At 55.4% G+C, this 16,457-nt stretch carries 16 protein-coding genes; 6 read left to right on the top strand and 10 right to left on the bottom strand.

Features of this window, described 5'->3' with window-relative positions:
- Nucleotides 1-106 precede the first annotated feature (106 nt).
- The 10 genes from CODIS_RS14920 to CODIS_RS14875 all read right to left on the bottom strand — a co-directional run bounded on the left by CODIS_RS14920 (nt 107) and on the right by CODIS_RS14875 (nt 9,279).
- Nucleotides 107-1,228, bottom strand: coding sequence for a serine hydrolase domain-containing protein (locus tag CODIS_RS14920; RefSeq protein ID WP_069126745.1), 1,122 nt, complete (start codon nt 1,226-1,228; stop codon nt 107-109).
- 5 nt (nt 1,229-1,233) lie between these two features.
- Nucleotides 1,234-2,478, bottom strand: coding sequence for an ABC transporter permease (locus CODIS_RS14915; protein WP_069126744.1), 1,245 nt, complete (start codon nt 2,476-2,478; stop codon nt 1,234-1,236).
- Nucleotides 2,475-3,137, bottom strand: coding sequence for an ABC transporter ATP-binding protein (locus CODIS_RS14910; RefSeq protein WP_069126743.1), 663 nt, complete (start codon nt 3,135-3,137; stop codon nt 2,475-2,477). The genes CODIS_RS14915 and CODIS_RS14910 overlap by 4 nt, the downstream gene beginning before the upstream one ends.
- Nucleotides 3,134-3,391 (bottom strand): permuted SH3 domain-containing protein, encoded by a 258-nt coding sequence (locus CODIS_RS14905; RefSeq protein WP_154723150.1) that lies wholly within the window; start codon nt 3,389-3,391, stop codon nt 3,134-3,136. Before CODIS_RS14905 ends, CODIS_RS14910 begins: the two co-directional genes overlap by 4 nt.
- Nucleotides 3,376-4,209 carry an efflux RND transporter periplasmic adaptor subunit gene (locus tag CODIS_RS14900; protein ID WP_069126741.1) on the bottom strand — a complete coding sequence of 278 codons (834 nt, stop codon included), beginning with the start codon at nt 4,207-4,209 and terminating at the stop codon, nt 3,376-3,378. Before CODIS_RS14900 ends, CODIS_RS14905 begins: the two co-directional genes overlap by 16 nt.
- Nucleotides 4,210-4,220: 11 nt before the next feature.
- Nucleotides 4,221-5,027 (bottom strand): MipA/OmpV family protein, encoded by an 807-nt coding sequence (locus CODIS_RS14895; protein ID WP_069126740.1) that lies wholly within the window; start codon nt 5,025-5,027, stop codon nt 4,221-4,223.
- A 454-nt stretch (nt 5,028-5,481) separates the two neighbouring features.
- Nucleotides 5,482-5,649 carry a hypothetical protein gene (locus CODIS_RS21000; protein ID WP_154723149.1) on the bottom strand — a complete coding sequence of 56 codons (168 nt, stop codon included), beginning with the start codon at nt 5,647-5,649 and terminating at the stop codon, nt 5,482-5,484.
- 401 nt (nt 5,650-6,050) lie between these two features.
- Entirely contained in the window at nt 6,051-6,482 is a 432-nt protein-coding gene (locus tag CODIS_RS14885) for an ester cyclase (RefSeq protein WP_083220797.1), read from the bottom strand.
- A gap of 470 nt (nt 6,483-6,952) precedes the next feature.
- Entirely contained in the window at nt 6,953-8,551 is a 1,599-nt protein-coding gene (locus tag CODIS_RS14880; protein WP_069126737.1) for an ATP-binding protein, read from the bottom strand.
- Between the two features lie 5 nt (nt 8,552-8,556).
- Nucleotides 8,557-9,279: a response regulator gene (locus CODIS_RS14875; RefSeq protein WP_069126736.1), complete on the bottom strand. Its 723-nt coding sequence runs from the start codon at nt 9,277-9,279 to the stop codon at nt 8,557-8,559.
- A 328-nt stretch (nt 9,280-9,607) separates the two neighbouring features.
- Between CODIS_RS14875 and CODIS_RS14870 the strand changes: the two genes are divergently transcribed.
- The 6 genes from CODIS_RS14870 to CODIS_RS14845 all read left to right on the top strand — a co-directional run bounded on the left by CODIS_RS14870 (nt 9,608) and on the right by CODIS_RS14845 (nt 16,455).
- On the top strand, nt 9,608-10,834 hold the full coding sequence (locus CODIS_RS14870; RefSeq protein ID WP_069126735.1) for an AraC family transcriptional regulator: 1,227 nt from the start codon (nt 9,608-9,610) through the stop codon (nt 10,832-10,834).
- A 145-nt stretch (nt 10,835-10,979) separates the two neighbouring features.
- A complete protein-coding gene (locus tag CODIS_RS14865; protein ID WP_069126734.1) occupies nt 10,980-12,143 on the top strand; it encodes a serine hydrolase domain-containing protein in 1,164 nt (387 codons plus the stop codon).
- Between the two features lie 137 nt (nt 12,144-12,280).
- Entirely contained in the window at nt 12,281-14,014 is a 1,734-nt protein-coding gene (locus CODIS_RS14860; protein WP_069126733.1) for a DUF3592 domain-containing protein, read from the top strand.
- 280 nt (nt 14,015-14,294) lie between these two features.
- Complete coding sequence (locus tag CODIS_RS14855; protein WP_069126732.1) at nt 14,295-15,305, top strand: dihydroorotate dehydrogenase-like protein; 1,011 nt, start codon at nt 14,295-14,297, stop codon at nt 15,303-15,305.
- A gap of 170 nt (nt 15,306-15,475) precedes the next feature.
- Nucleotides 15,476-16,243 (top strand): cell division protein ZapD, encoded by a 768-nt coding sequence (zapD, locus tag CODIS_RS14850; RefSeq protein WP_069126731.1) that lies wholly within the window; start codon nt 15,476-15,478, stop codon nt 16,241-16,243.
- 20 nt (nt 16,244-16,263) lie between these two features.
- Nucleotides 16,264-16,455, top strand: a complete 192-nt coding sequence (locus CODIS_RS14845; RefSeq protein WP_069126730.1) for a DNA gyrase inhibitor YacG — start codon at nt 16,264-16,266, stop codon at nt 16,453-16,455.
- Nucleotides 16,456-16,457 lie beyond the last annotated feature (2 nt).

The raw sequence follows: 16,457 nt of genomic DNA, 5'->3' as shown, positions 1-16,457 counted from the left end.
CCCGCCCGATACACTAACCAGCATCTCGCTCTCCAATGGCTTGCAGCTGCTGTCGCCTTACTGTTAAATGACGAGACAGCAGGGTGATCGGACTACCTCGATAAAGTCACATCCAAAACATCCACCACAGGTTGAAGTACTTTTTTACGATCTTATTCGTAAGCCAGGAGATACCTTTCACTGCCTGCCCCGTACCTGAATTGGCCATGATGACAAATGCCATGTTGGAATCGGGAAAAATCATGCTGGCGCAGTAAAACGTACCGGCACTGCCATCAAACATTGAATAGCGCTCGCCCCATGATGATCCGCTCGCCACACCCAACGAGAATCCCTGTTGGCGATAATGAATGGCCTGATAGGTTTCCGCGGTGAGACAGTTGTCCACACCCCTTAGCCCTTGCAGATGGAGTTGTACATACTTGGCATAATCCAAAGGCCTTAAACTCAAGTCACCGGCTGGCGCTATGATTGTGTGAAGCTTGTACTCATGGCCTGGCGAAAAGGCTTGCAGACTGCCGTTGACTTCCGCATGTCCCCATGGCTGGTTATAGTTGAGACCGTTTGGCCAGCCAATTACAACCGGAAGCCCTAACTCATCAGAAAGGGTCCGCTGAATCAAATCCTCCCAGGATAGACCGGCAACCCTTTCCAGCATCGCAGCCGCCATGGTGTAACTTGCGTTCGAATAGAGGTGTTTAAAGCGTCCGTTCGCCTTTTTTTTCGAAGCAGGTTTTTGCTGCACGAGATAAGTTATAAATGTCTCCCTGGATTGTGATACGGAGTCATTTAGAGCGGCGAATTCATCTCCCTTGGTATAGGGCAATATGCCGGCCTGGCACGACAGCAAGTCTTCCAATGTGATCCCGAGATACTCGCTTCTCGCCACCCTTTTCAAGTCCGGGCGGAGATCAAAAAACTTCGTGCCCCACGCGAGCTGACCTTGTTCAATCAGCCTTCCCGCCATCACAGCCAATATCGATTTTGCACAAGAGCCGATATGGAAATAGTCATTCAGTGATGCATCGGCACTGGAACCGACCACGCGTTTACCTTGTATATCGGATACGGTCATACGCTCTGCATCCATAACGATTCCCGCCAAGGCAGGAATATTGTTATCGTGCCTTGCCTGCTCGATCAGATCGGTAAGGTCCGCTTTTGTAAGATTCCTGATCCGTTCATCCCTATCCCGCCGACCATCCGCCATGTCATGTCGATTCAGCATGATGTTTAATCTCTCCTGAGTGCCTCAACCGGTAAAAAACCTGCCGCCCGCCGCGCCGGGTAGTAACCGGATGCCAATCCCACCGCGACAGAAACCATAAAACCGATCAGGATGCCGCCGGTTGTCGGTATCAACGGAAATCCGGTGACGAGATCGAGCAGGCCACCCAAAATCAAACCTGCCGCCAGACCGGTAAAGCCGCCGATGACGCTGATCAAAACAGCCTCCGCCAGAAACTGGAACAGGATCTGCCGGCGTGTCGCGCCGATCGCCATCCTCACGCCGATCTCGCGGATTCGCTCCACCACCGCGGTGCTCATAATCCCCGCCACGCCGATGCCGCCCACCAACAGGGAGGTGGAGGCCGCCACCACGCCTATAGCAGTGATCCCACCAAGGATACGATCCACGGTTTTCAGATAGGAGGCGAGTGTCACCTGGTTATACTGGTATGCGCCGCGATGGCGCCGTTGCAACACCTGCTTGAGCTGGGCCGCTGCCCGTTCCGCCTGGATCAACGAAACCGCCTCCGCCTGCAGGTAGCTGATCTCCCGGTTACCGTTTATCTGCTGTACGACGGTGTAGGGCAACAGAATCCTGTTGTTCGCATCCTCGCCACCTTCAGAGCCGATACTTGCCAGCAGATCGCGGCTTTTGTGTTGCAATACACCGATCACCCGGAACTTTCTTCCACCGATGCGCAGATGCCGACCGACTGGATTCCCCACTTGCGGGAACAGGTCCTTCAACACAGTCTCTCCGATCAATACCACGGGTCGCCGGGCCTTAATCTCCTGTTCCCTGAAACCGCGCCCCTGCTTCAGTCGATCGTTATTGATCGCCAGGAAATCGGCATTCACCCCTTTGATGGAGGCATTACTGTAACGATTGCCCCACTGGATGATCGATTGCTTCTCCACCAGCAACACCGGACTGATACTGCGCACCGCCGGACAGCATTCACCGTTCAACACTGCCAGATCCTGTTCCAGCAAACCTGATCCTGATCGTGTCCGCCGATTCGGATCCTTGTCGTTATAGTCGCGAAAGACCCAGACGGAACGCAGTCCGAAGGTCTCCAACTCTTTCAAGACAAAGGCCTTGCCGCCGCTGCTCACCGCACTGACAGTCATCACGGCAGCGATACCGATAGCGATACCCACCACGCTCAACAGGGATCGCAGGCGATTCTCCCGTAGCGCCTGCAAGGCCTCTTTGATCAGTTCGATGGATACGCGCAATCCTTTCATGTCACGATCGCTCCATCACCCAACCTCACGATCCGGTCGGCGCACTCGCCAACTGCGGGATCGTGGGTCACCATCAACAGGGTATGCCCTTCAGCGTGCAGGCGCTTGAACAGCGACAGCACCTGTCGGCTGTTGCGACTGTCCAGGGCGCCGGTGGGCTCGTCCGCAATTAACAGCGAGGGCCGGTTGACCAGCGCGCGGGCGATGGCAACCCGTTGCTGTTGACCGCCGGAGAGTTCACTCGGCAGATGGGCAGCTCGATCCGCCATACCCACGTGGTTCAAGACGGACATTGCCCGCTCATGACGATCGGAACCGGATACCCCCTGATAGAGGAGCGGCAGGGCCACATTCTTCAGGGCGTTGCGGGTGGGGATCAGGTTGAAAGACTGAAAGATGAAACCGATATAGAGCGCCCTCAAGCGTGCAAGCCTGTGAGCTATAGCATGATCCACCGTCTCACCGCCCAAACGGTACAGACCGTGGTCAGCCACGTCGAGGCAACCGATGATGTTGAGCAGGGTGCTTTTTCCGGACCCCGAAGGTCCCATGATGGCAACGAACTCACCCCGGGCAACATGGAGATCCACACCCCGAATCACCGCCAGCTCCGCTCCACCCCGCCAGTAGGATTTACTTAAACCTTGAATCTCGATCATGGCTCAATTCCTGTACTCACCCGAAGCCCGGGATCGAGACTCTCTCCATCCAGACGCACAATCCGCATGCCCTCTTCGAGACCCTCTGTCACCTCCACGTGGGTGTCGCCCTCGAGTCCTGTCTTTATGCTTTGATATTGCACCCGGCCCGCTTCGATCAGCGCTACCTCGACTTGGTCATCCCGCTCCTGCAGGGCCGCAAACGGCACCCGCAGCACGCCGTTGCGCCGCTCCGCAGCTATTTCAAGATCCACCTGCTGCCCCAGCAGTAGGGGGGCGGACCCTCACCCAGACCGAGCCGCACCCGAAAGGTATTGAGGCGTTTATCCTTCTCCCGCTCCACGCTGGGGCCGATCCAGCTGATTGTGGAGCGCCATACCGATCCGGGGTAGGCGTCACAGCGGACCAACACAGATTGCCCCGTCTTCACGCGTCCGCTGTCCACCGCATCCACGTGGGCCTCGATCTCCCAACGCGCCCGGGCCACCAGGGTGAAGAGCTGGGTACCCGCCTCAACCCACTGGCCCACCTCCGTCGATTTACCGATAACCACCGCGTCGAACGGGGCGTGTACCTGCTGCCACTCCTGCGCCACATCGGCCAGTTTCAGGTCGGCCCTCGCCACCTCCCAGGCTGCACTTGCCGCCTCCCAATGGAGTTTCGCCTGCTCCAGTTTCTCGCTGGAGACAGCCCCCTTGGCGGCAAGCTTCTTTAACCGCTGGTAGCGCATCCGTTCTTCCCGGCGGCGCACATCCTGCTGCTGCAGAAAGGCCGTGGCCCGCTGCCGGCTGGCCGCAGCCGCCCGGTTGTCCATGGCGGCTAGCACCTCTCCCGCCCTGACCTTGGCGCCCAGGGCGGTGTCGATGCGGTTCACCTGGCCATCAACCAGGGCGGTCAGGGCAACCTGACGATCGTTGATCACCTCCCCCGTCACCCTAATGACCAGTTCCAGATCACCTCTTTCCACGGGGATGGTTTCAACCGTCTGTGACCGCTCCACCACTCCCAGGTAGAGCACGGACAGAAGTATCGCCCCGACAAGAAAGGCAACCAGGCTGCGTACCGGTTTCATTCCCGCTCACCTTAGAATTTGTAGCTCAACCCAAGGTAGCCACCGGCCAGATTGCGTTCATCCACAATCGGACTGTCGCTGATTTCATCCCCAAGCCGTCCCACGCCGACACCGCCGATCAGATCGATGCGCTGATCGAAGGCATACTCGAACTCGACCCCCGCGAAGGGCGTGACCGCCGCATCCGCCTCGTAGACCGCGCGACGGGCAGTCGCCTCGTCCGCATCCACACCGAAGTAGTAGTCGGTCATATCACTGCTCTGCCAGCTGACCCCCAGTTCGGGGCGAAAACGCCATTGGCCATAGCTGAGGGGATAGGCGTAGCTGAGGATCACCTCCTGACCATCGGATGTGTCGCTGACATCGGCCAGCAGCTGGGCATTCAACTCACCGAAGCCGGTCTGCCAACGGGCAGTGATCCCGAGATCGAAACCTGGATCCCGGTCGTCCACTCCCTCCAGCTCGTCATTGTCATCCGGATAGAGCCCCATGGCGCGAACCCGGCCCACCAGGTCGATGTTGTAGTCATCTTCTTTGATAACGCTGTAACCCAGACCGGCAAAATTGGTCGAGCCGCTGAAAAAGGAGATCCCCGGGTTGCCCAGGTTGGCATAGAAACGCTCACCCTTGTAGGCAATCATCGGTATCAATATGGCATCGTTGTCCTCACCCAGAAACGGGTTCTTGCCGCCGGCGACATTTGCACCGACCCGCCACTCCCCTGCTGAAATCTGTTGCGATGCCAATGACATAACCACTGCGGCTGCCAAGGTTGAAAGGGTAATTTTGATTATTCGGCTGTTGCGTCCTGAAGTCATCTTCTCTTCTCCACTATTGTTCCAAGTGATGACTTCAGCTTAAGGAGTGACGGTGGCGGTGTCTGTGGTGGGCTTGTTTGGGATTGTATCGGGATGTAACAGAATGCTGGTTTATGTAGTTGGGTGCTTGGGTAGTGTAATTTAACTCAGGGGGTTTTCAATATTAAATGTCACCTGTAGTGTCTACTAGAAATACGTATTGTGAGTGAAGTATTCTAAATATGTATTTCTTTTTGATTTGGTAGAGTTGACATTAACGACCGAACTCAGCCGACAGTGGAAGCGGTCGACTGGAATTGACTGTTAAATTTCTTTTTTTGCATAGTGGCATGTGCCTTCATGAGAGAACACCATTGACCATTTTTTACTCACTGGCATTATATAAATATCATTTCCACAATTCCAAAAATCCGGCCATTCTTTAGCTTTGCAATAGAATACATTTTTTCCACTTTCATCCATTACATAAAAAATCTTCTTCTTCACTTTTTCTATATTGTTCCATACCTTCAACATCATCAACTGAAGGTTCAATTTTTGACCAATAAGCTTCCCATTTATATTCGCCAACTTGGTATTTTCCAGTTTCCTCTTTAGCAGTCCCCCGCGTCTCGTTATACATTTTTATAAATCATTTGTAGATACAACCCTGACACAGTGAATGCAGCCAAGGCTGCCTGAAAACCAGTGAAATTCAACAGACGACCAGCTTTTTATTTATTGAACCAGGATGAACCCCTCGGAACCCTTGAATAGTTAGACATTTACCACAGCTTGGACAACGCACCCAAAAAGCTGCAACAAAATGGAGTGCTGTAAAAGCAAAGAACCCACCGAATATTAGATAGTAAACCGGCATACTAAATTTTATACCGGAATAGCCCAGTAAAAAAAGCAAATAGCCATACCTGCGAGGAACATCCAAGCTAGATACGTAAAAATAGCATTTAATTTTCCAAGCACCCAACTATCCATGATTTATAACAGTTACGTTAACAAGACTCCCTGTCTCGTTGCTATTATTTAGAGGGCGGATTCACCCGCTAAACCCTTTTCAACAGCGTCCGCCGGTAATGCGCCTATTTGTACCAATACCGATAGATAGTCAGTGAGGTTTATTGCGTGGCAAATTTTCCCTTCTTCAATTCGTCCAAAAAAGCTTGATTGGAATTGAATTGCTCTTCCGGATTGCCTATGTGTTCCTGTCACTGTGACTACCCCTGAGCAAGACTCACCAGACTCCATGATATGGTCAATCTCAACATGAATATCCTCGAAAAGGTTGTTCATCATTTGGTGAAACTGATGGAAGTCTGACGGGGATTGGATAGGTTGCGGTGTAAGACCTGTGAGTTCACAGCATTCAGCCAAACCAACATCTATAAATTCAGCTTCGCCGTTGTTCCATACTCGATCAAACCACTCACGGACTATTTCGGATGGCGTTTGCATCATTCTTCCTCCTTAGTGATTTTGTATGTCGTTCCTGCCGCCCTCTAATGTGCGATAGGCGGAATCGGCCTAGCATGAGATGGGGTTGGATTGACCTGGGCAAGACACCCGAGGTGTTAACAGGGAGAGTTAATGTGAATGCTATTCCCTTCATCATCCCTTGTCCTATTACCAGCATTAACGGTAATTATCTGAAATGCCCTTAAAAAACACTCGATATTCGCGTAGATGTGTGTGTCTTATGTGAAAAGTTCGAGACTCTAATTAAGGCCTAGAACAGGCATTAAAGCAAGCAATCATCTTGACGTGTGTTCGGACGGACATGAAACGATAGTCCGCCAAAGATTTCATGTTCGTTTGGATTTATTAGGTAGGATAGATGCTATACGGATCTTCTAGCACAAGTAATCTGCAGACACCTTAGCGTCATCCAGAAAGGGACCTTAACGCAATATTCCAGTGTCGTGTTTCTATTACTTGACGGTACCAGAAGCTTGCTCAGGCCAGGCGATAATGAAACGCGCACCACCCAAGCTGGAAGTCTCGACCCATACCCTGCCACCGTGCCAGCGGGCGATCTGATTGACGATCGCCAGTCCAAGCCCGACCCCGCCCGACTCCCGGTCGCGGGCACTGTCGAGGCGGGCGAAGGGCTCGAAGATACGCTCCCTCTCCTGTTCGGGCACCCCCGATCCATCGTCCTCCACGACAATCCTCGCCTCGCCATCACCCGAGTCACCGCGCAACACTATCTTCGAGGTGGCATGCCGGTGGGCGTTTCGCAGCAGATTCTTCACCGCCCGGCCCATCAAACGGCTATCCAGGTTCACCACGCGATCGACCGTATCTGTTGAACGTTCACAGACAGCGCGTTGCGTCGGCAGTGACTCCTCCAGATCGATCGATAACTCGTTTAACCAGCCATTGAGACTGACCGGCTCCAACACCAGCTCGGGGCGCTCCCGGTCGAGCCTCGAATAGCTTAGGGATTCACTGACCAGCTCTTCCAGTTCCCGGATATCCTTGCGCATGGCGCTGATGTGGCGTTCCCGGTCACCTTCGTGCTGTGGCTCCTCCAGCATATCCAGGCGGAAGCGCAGGCGCGCGATGGGGGTGCGCAGTTCATGGGAGACCGCACCGGTCAATTCACGATGGGAGTGGATCAGGCGTTGCAGGCGATCGGCCATGGTGTTGAAGGCGTCCGCCAGCGGCTTCAGTGCCGAGCGCCGCCTGACCAAGAGGCGGGTATCCAGGTCGCCGGTACCGAAATCCCGCACGCCCCGATCGATGCGATTGAGGTCCCGCCACACCGGGCGCACCCAGAAGTAGACCGCAAGGGCAACCAGCAGCGCGAGCATCAGATAAAGTATGGGATTGAAGTAGCGCAACAGCGGCGGCAGCGGAAAGGGCCCGGCACGGAACACCTGCTGCGAATCTCCCAGGCGTTTGTAGTAGGTCTCATTCATCTCCTCCAGTCCCAGGATTACGGTCTTCCCCATCTCGATATCGCTCAACCGCTGTTGCGGCAGGGATGGATCGTCCAGCCCGAGCATCGCCAGGGGCATATCGAAGGCACTGTCCATCTGTTGCAGCAGCGCCGGCCATTGCGCGGGGTCGTGGGCGAGAAACCTCGATTCGATCAGATAGACAATGCCCTCCACCTGATCACGCTCCTCCTGCTCCGGATTGGGGCCCAAGACCATCATGAGATAACGATCAGCGTCGAATACCCGCTTATAAAACTGTGTCTGCTCTCCCTCTTCGCGAAATACCAGCTCCCCCGCCTGCACACTTCGTCTCTGTTTATCGCTCAGGTCGATCTGATCGAGGCTGTAGAGACCGAGCCCGTAACGGAAGTGGGGCTCCAGATTCGCGATCTCCTGCTCCCAGCGCGACGGTGGGTGTTCCACCAATCGAAGCTCAACCAGTTCGTAGGCACCGAGCATCGCCTGTTCATAGTAGCGCTTTACGGTACCGTGTAGGACCAGATCGGGAAACCAGGTGAGACTGAGAAAGAAAAAGGCGATGGTGATGAAGAGGACGCTATAAAGCGTGATGTAGAGCCGTGCCATGACAATCAGTCCCAGGCGTCGGGCACAAAGAGATAACCGCGGCCGCGTACGGTCTTGATGCGATAGGGGTGGTTGGCATCATCGCCCAGTTTACGCCGCAACCTGGAGATACCGATATCCACCGAGCGGTCGAGACCGTCGTAACCGAAGCCGCGCAGGGTCTTCAGTGCGCTGTCCCGATCGACCACCTTGCCGGCCTGGGTGGCCAACAGCCAGAGTAGATCGAACTCACCGGTGGAGAGCTCCACCTCCTCTGCATTGACGGATACCGCTCGGGCACTGGCCTCAATACGCAGGCTGCCGAAATCGAGCAGATCATCTTCCTGGGTTGTATTGCCAGTCTGTTTAAATCGCCGTAGCAGGGAACGAAGCCGGGCCAGCAGGACCCGCGGCTCCACCGGCTTGGTGAGATAATCATCGGCACCCAGCTCAAGACCGACGATCTCATCCACATCCTCGTCCCGGGCGGTGAACATCACGATCGGGCCCTGGAACTCCATGCGCAGATCCCTGCAGATATCGAGACCGTCCCGGCCCGGCAGATTCAGATCGAGCACCAGGATATCGGGATTCAATTGCCGCACCCGGTCCGGGGCCGTATCGCCCCGGTGTTCCAGGCTCACTTCGAACTCATAGCGCTGCAGATACTCCTGCACCAGTTCGGCAAGCTCCACATCATCCTCAACCAGCAAGACCCTGGCAGGTCCGGACTCGGCATTGCTCTGCATTGAACCTCTCACTCCAGAAATCCCGTCTCAAGTTATCACTACGATCCCCGACTGCCGTCACCTTCCATCGGACAAGAAACCGATACGGCAACGAGCAGCGGTGCTCACAACCTCCCGCCAACTTTACATTAGCACGGTAAAGGCGTTATGCCTGTTACCAGGGGTATTGCTCTGTAACAGATTGTAGCCAGCCCGGCTGCCCGGAGGATTCATCCATTACGTGCCGCCTATTCCTGCAAACAATCGCGGCCCGGACAAAAACTGATATGATTGCCCAACTTGTCAATTTGCCAAGATATCGCCAGGCGTAGCGCTTGCCCAGGAGACCATGGAACCCAGAATTGATCTCTATGCAGTGATGCTGTTGCTGGGTGCGGCGCATGGGCTCTTTCTCACCCTTGTCCTGATCAACGCAAAAGACAGGGACGTAAAAGGCCATCGGTTTCTTGCCCTGCTGACCCTGGTCTTCACCCTCGACCTGGGACTCGCGTTTCTCGATCACTCCCGTCACCTCATCCATGTTCCCTGGCTGCTGGCCCTCGATCTCAATATCGATTATCTCTTCGGTCCCCTGACCTATCTCTATGTGCGCGCGCTCAGCGACAGGAATAGGTACAGATTCAGCCGCAAGCAGTGGCTGCATTTCTTACCCTTCACGCTTGGCTTTCTGCTCCTTGCGCCACTCTATGGATTGGATCGGGAGCAGCTAATCGCCCTCCGCTACTTAGATGGAGAAACACTGGAACCTGAACAACTCTGGGCAGAGGTCTCCAGCTTTGTCGTCGGCATCACCTCCATCCTGCAGATGGCGATCTACCTCTTCATCGCCATCCGCAGACTGGTCCGCCATAAGCGCAACATCCAGGAGGAGTTTTCGTTTCTCGAGCGCATCGGTCTCACCTGGCTGAGGAATCTGTTGGTCGCCCTGGCACTGCTCTACCTGCTCTACATACTGGATATCATTCTGATTGGAATCCTCGAACTCTATGACGACATGCCTGGGATTCACTATCCCATGATCGTCGTCCTCATCTATGTCATGGGTTATATGGGTCTGCGCCAACCCGAGATATTTTCTCACCACCAACCACCGGTGTCTCAACCTGCCGCGTCTGAATCCACCGTCAGTAAAACCCCTCCCGAGCCGGCCCCTAAACAGGAACACGAAAAGCGAAAATACGAGAAATCAGCCCTGGACAGCGAGACAAGCTCCCTGTTGTTCGCCGATTTACGGACACACATGGCGGCGGAGAAACCCTATCTGGACAATAAACTGAATCTCTCCCTGCTGGCCACCCAGCTCGATATCTCCCCCAACTACCTCTCCCAGGTGATCAACGAACAGGCCGGACAGCACTTCTTCGATTTCGTCAACCGCTACCGGGTGGAGGAGACAAAACAGGCATTGGCCGGTGCGACGGAACGGGGCAACATCCTCGCCATCGCCCTCGACGCCGGTTTCAATTCAAAGTCCGCGTTCTACACCGCTTTCAAGCGCCATACCGGACAGACCCCCTCGCAATATCGACGTGCTGGCGATATTCCAGGCACCTAAGTGTAACTCTCTGATCTTAATAGAGAAAAAATAAGTCCAACCTTATACGGAAGGACGAAACATCGCCCGGATTGCCACAAACTTCTCCCAACAGCGAGAGCTGTCCATATGCACTTTTCAAGACACGACAGATGGGAGAATTACCATGTTTCAACAGCTACCGACCCTCACTAAAAAGCTGACACGCATCGTCTGCATGACGGGCCTCACCCTCGCCACGCTGACCGGTTGCAACTCGTCCAACATCCAGCAAGCCACCCCTGACGAGCTGTTTCAGGCGGTCCTCGACGAGGCGGTGGCGCGGGGCCTGCCGGCGGTATCGGTCACCATCGAGGGGCGTAATATCGATTTCTCCGGTGTTTCCGGGGTCAGCGACCTTGCCAGCGGAAAGCCGCTACAGCAGGACAATCGCTTCTATGTGGCCAGCACCGGCAAGACCTTCGTTGCCGCCACCCTGGTACAGATGGCGGGGGACGGCCTGCTCGACCTGGATGACCCGATCAACCACTGGCTCCCCGATGAGATCACGGACCGCATCCCCTCGAGCGCCGAGATGAGTGTGCGCATGCTGCTCAATCACACCACCGGCATCTACGATTTCCAGAACGACGGGGAGGCGTGGGACAGGGATTTCTTCCTGGTCTCCGGCCCCGATCGCCACTGGACCCAGGCGGATGCCCTCCCTTTCTTCCTCGACAGGCCCTTGCACTTTGAGCCTGGCAGTGACTACAGCTACTCGAACTCCAACTACATACTTGCCGCGCTTGTCATCGAGGCGGTCTCCGCACAGCCCGTGCGGCATGCCATCCGTCAACGCATCATTGACCCGCTCGGCCTGGAACATACCCTGCAGGGGGACGAGGCGATCGGGCAGGCCGGACTTGTACACGGCTACTTCAGTGACGAGGGCGAACGCTATGATTCCCACCCCTGGTACAGCCACTATGGCCTGGCGGACGGGGGTATCCAGAGCAATAGTCAGGATCTGGCACGCTTCATTCGCGGTCTGCTGAAGAGCGATCGGGTCCTCAACGACGCCATGCGTTCCGAGATGCTGCAACCCTCCCTGCTCGGCACCCCTCCCTCGAGCTACGGCCTGGGAATCAATGTCAGAGCGATTGAACAGAGCGGCGAAACGGTCTATTCCCATAGCGGCAAGGATCCCGGTTATCAGTCGAAGATGCTCTATGTCGAGAGCAAGGATACGGTCATTACCCTCTGCGCCAGTGGCAGTTTCGGTGACTACGATGAAACCGTGGAACAGTTGCTGCTGGAGATCTTCTCCCTTTTGGAAGACTTGCAGACTTAGGAACCGGAGGACGGGGAGTACGGGCGCTTGCCCGTATTCCTCATCACAGCCCAATAGTGCCGCCTGCAACTAAAAAAATAAGTTACCTATACTCAATGCGACACAAATGACACCGGCTGTTCGGTTTAGACAGGGTGATGAGAAAAGAGATACGTATACGAAGCTGGTTTCTGACGATTTTTGGCCTGCCGTTTCTTGCCGTTGGCATCTTTTTTATTTACAAAACCGCAGTCTCGGTTGTTGACGCGGTTCAAATGGCGGCATGGCAACAGACCCAGGGCACCCTGATCTCGGCAAAGTTGAGCCACCGTAGATCAGACGATTCCACCACCTACCAGGCCGAGGCCCGCTACCGCTATCGGGTCGACGGTATCGAATACACCGGCGAACGGGTGGCGATACACAGCGGCAGCGATAATATCGGCGACTTCCAGCAGCGGCTTGGCCAACGGCTTACCCAGCTACATCACAATAAAAGGCCGGTAGCGGTCTATTACAATCCCTCGAATCCCAACGAGGCGGTGATCAACCGTGACATACGCTGGAGCATGATCGGATTCAATGCGATCTTCATCGTTCTGTTTGGCGGCAGCGGCCTGGGCATGATCCTATTCGGCCTCCGCGGCAAGCGCGTCATCGATACACCGGAGGCTGCCGAGAAACCCTGGCTGGCACGTCCCGCGTGGGCCGATAACCGTATCCTTTCCGGCGCGCGGCTTGGGATGTATCTGTTCTGGGCTATCACCGTCTTTTGGAATCTGTTGAGTATCCCGGCAGCACTGGCGGTACCGTCTGTCTGGCGCAAGGAGGGGGCACTGGCGCTGTTGATCCTGCTCTTTCCGCTGATGGGCATAGGCCTTTTCTACTGGACAGTGAAAAAGACCCTGGAATGGCGCCGTTTCGGCTATACCCCGCTGACCCTGGATCCCTTTCCCGGCGCTATCGGCGGTGACGTGGGCGGTGAGATCGAGGCCGATATAACCTATGCACCCGGCTTGGTCTGCGAGGTGACCTTGAGTTGTCTCTACAGCTATGTCTCCGGCAGCGGTAAAAATCGTTCGCGTAGTGAAGCTGTGAAGTGGCAAGACAGCGGCCATACCCAGGTGGAGCCGACGGGACGGGGGATACGTCTGGGTTTTCGCTTCAGCGTACCCGAGGGTCTGAGTCCCAGCGAGGAGGAGACAGGCAACTACTATCTCTGGCGGTTGAATATCAAGCTGGCACAGCCGGGAATCGATCTGCACCGCTCCTACACCATACCGGTCTATGCCACCGCAGAGAAATCCCGCCTGCAGAACCTCGACTCCGCCAAGGAGAGGCCGCACGGCATGCCCGAACTGAAAGCCGAGACGCTGCTGCCCCTGCGCCGTAATGGAACCCTGCATGAACTCCACTACCCGATGCTGCGTCAACCGATCGCATCCATTGTATTTCTGGTGGTCGGTGTCATATTTGCCATTGCAGGTGTGATACTTTGGGGCAAGGCGCAACAGGAGGGCCCGACACTCTACTTTATGGGGGGCATATTCACCATTCTGGGTAGCATGGCGGCGCTGGCCGGATTCTACACCACCTTCAACAGCCTCTATATAGCCTGGGACGGCAGGCAAGTGGTGACGATTCGACGCCTGCTCGGTTTCACCGTCCGCTGGAAGAACGCCCGCTACCATGAACTGCGCGACATCGAGCTGAAAAAGGGCGCAACAACGACCCAAAGCGGTAGCACGCATAAGATCAATTATCATGTCACAGCGCAAACCCCGAGAGGGAAGATTGTACTGGCCGAGAATCTGGACTCGCACAGCAAGGCGAAGCTGGTAACCGCTTTTTTCCGCAAGCAGTTCGGGCTGCATGAACAGGAGAAAAGCTGAAATCCAATTCCGGGGAGGGCAATCTGCTCCCGCTTCCATCAACCCGGTCAATTAATCTTACAAAACAGGATTCACCTCTCCTGAAGCTAGGGCCGCGGGCAATCCGTCGATGACCACCGACAATGCAATCCGCCATGCCTTTACAACCCCTGCAGCCTGGCGGCAAGGATTGATCGTTGACTGCGGAGGGACAGCGGGAAGACGCGGGGAAAAAAGATCGCGTAACATGCTATATACCATATAACATGCGCCCTATGCCTCCACCTGCCGAGAGAATGTTATGGATCTGACCACCCAATATCTGGGCATGCAGCTTAAAAATCCGCTGGTGCCGTCCGCTTCTCCCCTCTCCCGCAGCATCGACGACGCCCGCCGATTGGAAGACGCCGGTGCTGCCGCCATCATCATGTATTCCCTGTTCGAGGAGGCGGTCACCGCTGAAGAGGAGACCATGGTGCGCTTTCTCCACCACCAGGAGACCGGCTTTGCCGAGGCGGACAGCTTCCTGCCTCACCACTATGACTTCTCCAACGGCCAGGAGCGCTATCTGGAGAATCTGCGGGCTTTGAAGGAGGCCCTGGAAATTCCCATCATCGCCAGCCTAAATGGCACCACGCCGGGCGGCTGGATCACCCACGCCGAGGAGATGGAACAGGCAGGCGCCGATGCCCTGGAATTGAACATCTACCATGTCGCCGCCGATGTCGATATCAGCGGCAGCGAAGTCGAACAGCGCTATGTGGAACTGCTCAGCCAGCTGAAACAGCAGATATCAATTCCTATCAACATGAAGTTATCTCCGGCCTTCAGTTCGCTGGCGAACATGGTGAAACAACTTGAGCTGGCGGGCGCCGGCGGCGTGTCGCTGTTCAACCGTTTCTACCAGCCCGACATCAATGTCGATAATCTGCGCCTCAGCACCAGTTTGCAGACCTCGACCTCCGCCGAATCCCTGCTGGCAATGCGCTGGATCGCTATTCTGTATGGCCGCACCCTGCTCTCTCTCGGTGCAACAGGCGGTGTACATACGCCGGAGGATGCCATCAAGCTGCTGCTGGCGGGCGCCGATGTGGTCCACCTCTGCAGCCTGCTGCTGGAACAGGGCCCCAGGGCAGTTCATCCCACCATTTCGGGTATTGAAGCGTGGATGGAAGAGCAGGGATTTGAATCGATTGACGAGTTTCGCGGCAGGGTCAGTCAGATCAGCGTTGCCGATCCGAGTGCCTTTGAACGGGCCAACTATGTCAATATCATCGACAGCTTCACGGTCAGTCCGGGTGTGCGCGGATAGATATCAAGAGTTGCAAACCCGATAACAAAAGCGTCAATAACTCCGATCCGGGTTAGCAGTAATCATCAAGCCCTGACATAATAACGGCTGTCCCAGGGCCGGTTCGAAAAACGTTAACAGGCCCATATATTCACAGGCCCAGACAATAGCTAATGGAAGACTGATCTCTCGTGTCCGATTTGATTCACTTTGAGCATCCGTTGAACGAAAGGATTCGTACCTTTCTCCGACTCGAGCATCTGTTTCTTCACGTGGATCATTTTCGCCCGTTGGCTGACACCTGGAGCAACAGGGCCGCGATAGACGGCCTGCTCAGTATTATCACGGTCTTCGGCCGCTCGGACCTCAAGACGGAGATTCTCAAAGAGTTGGAGCGCCATACCACAAGCTTGGAACGGGTACGGCAACAGCCCGGTGTAGACATGCAGGCACTGGGGCAGGTACTGGATGATCTCGAACAGGCGATTCATCAAGTCTATCGCATGGATGGGCAGATCGCCCGCAAACTGCGCAATAATGAGTTTCTCACCACTATTCTGCAGCGCAGCAGCATCCCGGGAGGCGGCTGTAATTTCGATCTGCCCCAATACCACTTCTGGTTGAATCAACCCCATGAGGTCCGACAAAACCAGATGAGCGAGTGGATGTATGAGCTGCATCCGGTGCGTGAAGCAGTGGTTTTGTTACTGAACCTGGTTCGCGGCAGTAACCTGCCAACCCAGGAGCGTGCCCTTCAGGGCTTCTTCCAGAAAACCCTCGACAGCTCATCCCCTGCCCAGTTGATCCGCGTCGGCCTCCCCAGAAACAGTGCCATCTTCACCGAGATCAGCGGCAACAAACATCGCTTCAGTATCCGCTTTCTGGAGGTACTCGGTACCGGTAAGCCGGTACAGACAACAAGCGATATAGATTTCCAGCTAACCGCCTGTATCTTTTAAGGCCTGTTGACACCAAGCCCATGGGTAAAGAAGATCAGAGAACCGTACCATGTCCCACATGCGGTAAAGCCGTCGCCTGGTCATCGGACTCCGCCTGGCGACCATTCTGCAGTGAACGCTGTCGACTCATCGACCTGGGAGACTGGCTGGATGAGAATCACCGCATTTCGGAACCCCTGGGTGACCATCCGGAGGGTGAGAACGGCAATTAACC

The organism is Candidatus Thiodiazotropha endolucinida, from assembly GCF_001715975.1.
Classification (GTDB): Bacteria; Pseudomonadota; Gammaproteobacteria; order Chromatiales; family Chromatiaceae; genus Thiodiazotropha; species Thiodiazotropha endolucinida.
Note: the sequence above shows the minus strand (reverse complement) of the source record. Positions and strands in the feature narration are given on the sequence as shown.

What these genes read in the sequence shown, in the direction of transcription:
- CODIS_RS14920 (WP_069126745.1), bottom strand. Translation starts at nt 1,228, where the DNA reads ATGCTGAATCGACATGACATGGCGGATGGTCGGCGGGATAGGGATGAA.
- CODIS_RS14895 (WP_069126740.1), bottom strand. Translation starts at nt 5,027, where the DNA reads ATGACTTCAGGACGCAACAGCCGAATAATCAAAATTACCCTTTCAACC.
- CODIS_RS14860 (WP_069126733.1), top strand. Translation starts at nt 12,281, where the DNA reads ATGAGAAAAGAGATACGTATACGAAGCTGGTTTCTGACGATTTTTGGC.
- CODIS_RS14875 (WP_069126736.1), bottom strand. Translation starts at nt 9,279, where the DNA reads ATGCAGAGCAATGCCGAGTCCGGACCTGCCAGGGTCTTGCTGGTTGAG.
- CODIS_RS14900 (WP_069126741.1), bottom strand. Translation starts at nt 4,209, where the DNA reads ATGAAACCGGTACGCAGCCTGGTTGCCTTTCTTGTCGGGGCGATACTT.
- CODIS_RS14870 (WP_069126735.1), top strand. Translation starts at nt 9,608, where the DNA reads ATGGAACCCAGAATTGATCTCTATGCAGTGATGCTGTTGCTGGGTGCG.
- CODIS_RS14915 (WP_069126744.1), bottom strand. Translation starts at nt 2,478, where the DNA reads ATGAAAGGATTGCGCGTATCCATCGAACTGATCAAAGAGGCCTTGCAG.
- CODIS_RS14880 (WP_069126737.1), bottom strand. Translation starts at nt 8,551, where the DNA reads ATGGCACGGCTCTACATCACGCTTTATAGCGTCCTCTTCATCACCATC.
- CODIS_RS14855 (WP_069126732.1), top strand. Translation starts at nt 14,295, where the DNA reads ATGGATCTGACCACCCAATATCTGGGCATGCAGCTTAAAAATCCGCTG.
- CODIS_RS14865 (WP_069126734.1), top strand. Translation starts at nt 10,980, where the DNA reads ATGTTTCAACAGCTACCGACCCTCACTAAAAAGCTGACACGCATCGTC.
- CODIS_RS21000 (WP_154723149.1), bottom strand. Translation starts at nt 5,649, where the DNA reads ATGTATAACGAGACGCGGGGGACTGCTAAAGAGGAAACTGGAAAATAC.
- CODIS_RS14845 (WP_069126730.1), top strand. Translation starts at nt 16,264, where the DNA reads ATGGGTAAAGAAGATCAGAGAACCGTACCATGTCCCACATGCGGTAAA.
- CODIS_RS14885 (WP_083220797.1), bottom strand. Translation starts at nt 6,482, where the DNA reads ATGATGCAAACGCCATCCGAAATAGTCCGTGAGTGGTTTGATCGAGTA.
- CODIS_RS14910 (WP_069126743.1), bottom strand. Translation starts at nt 3,137, where the DNA reads ATGATCGAGATTCAAGGTTTAAGTAAATCCTACTGGCGGGGTGGAGCG.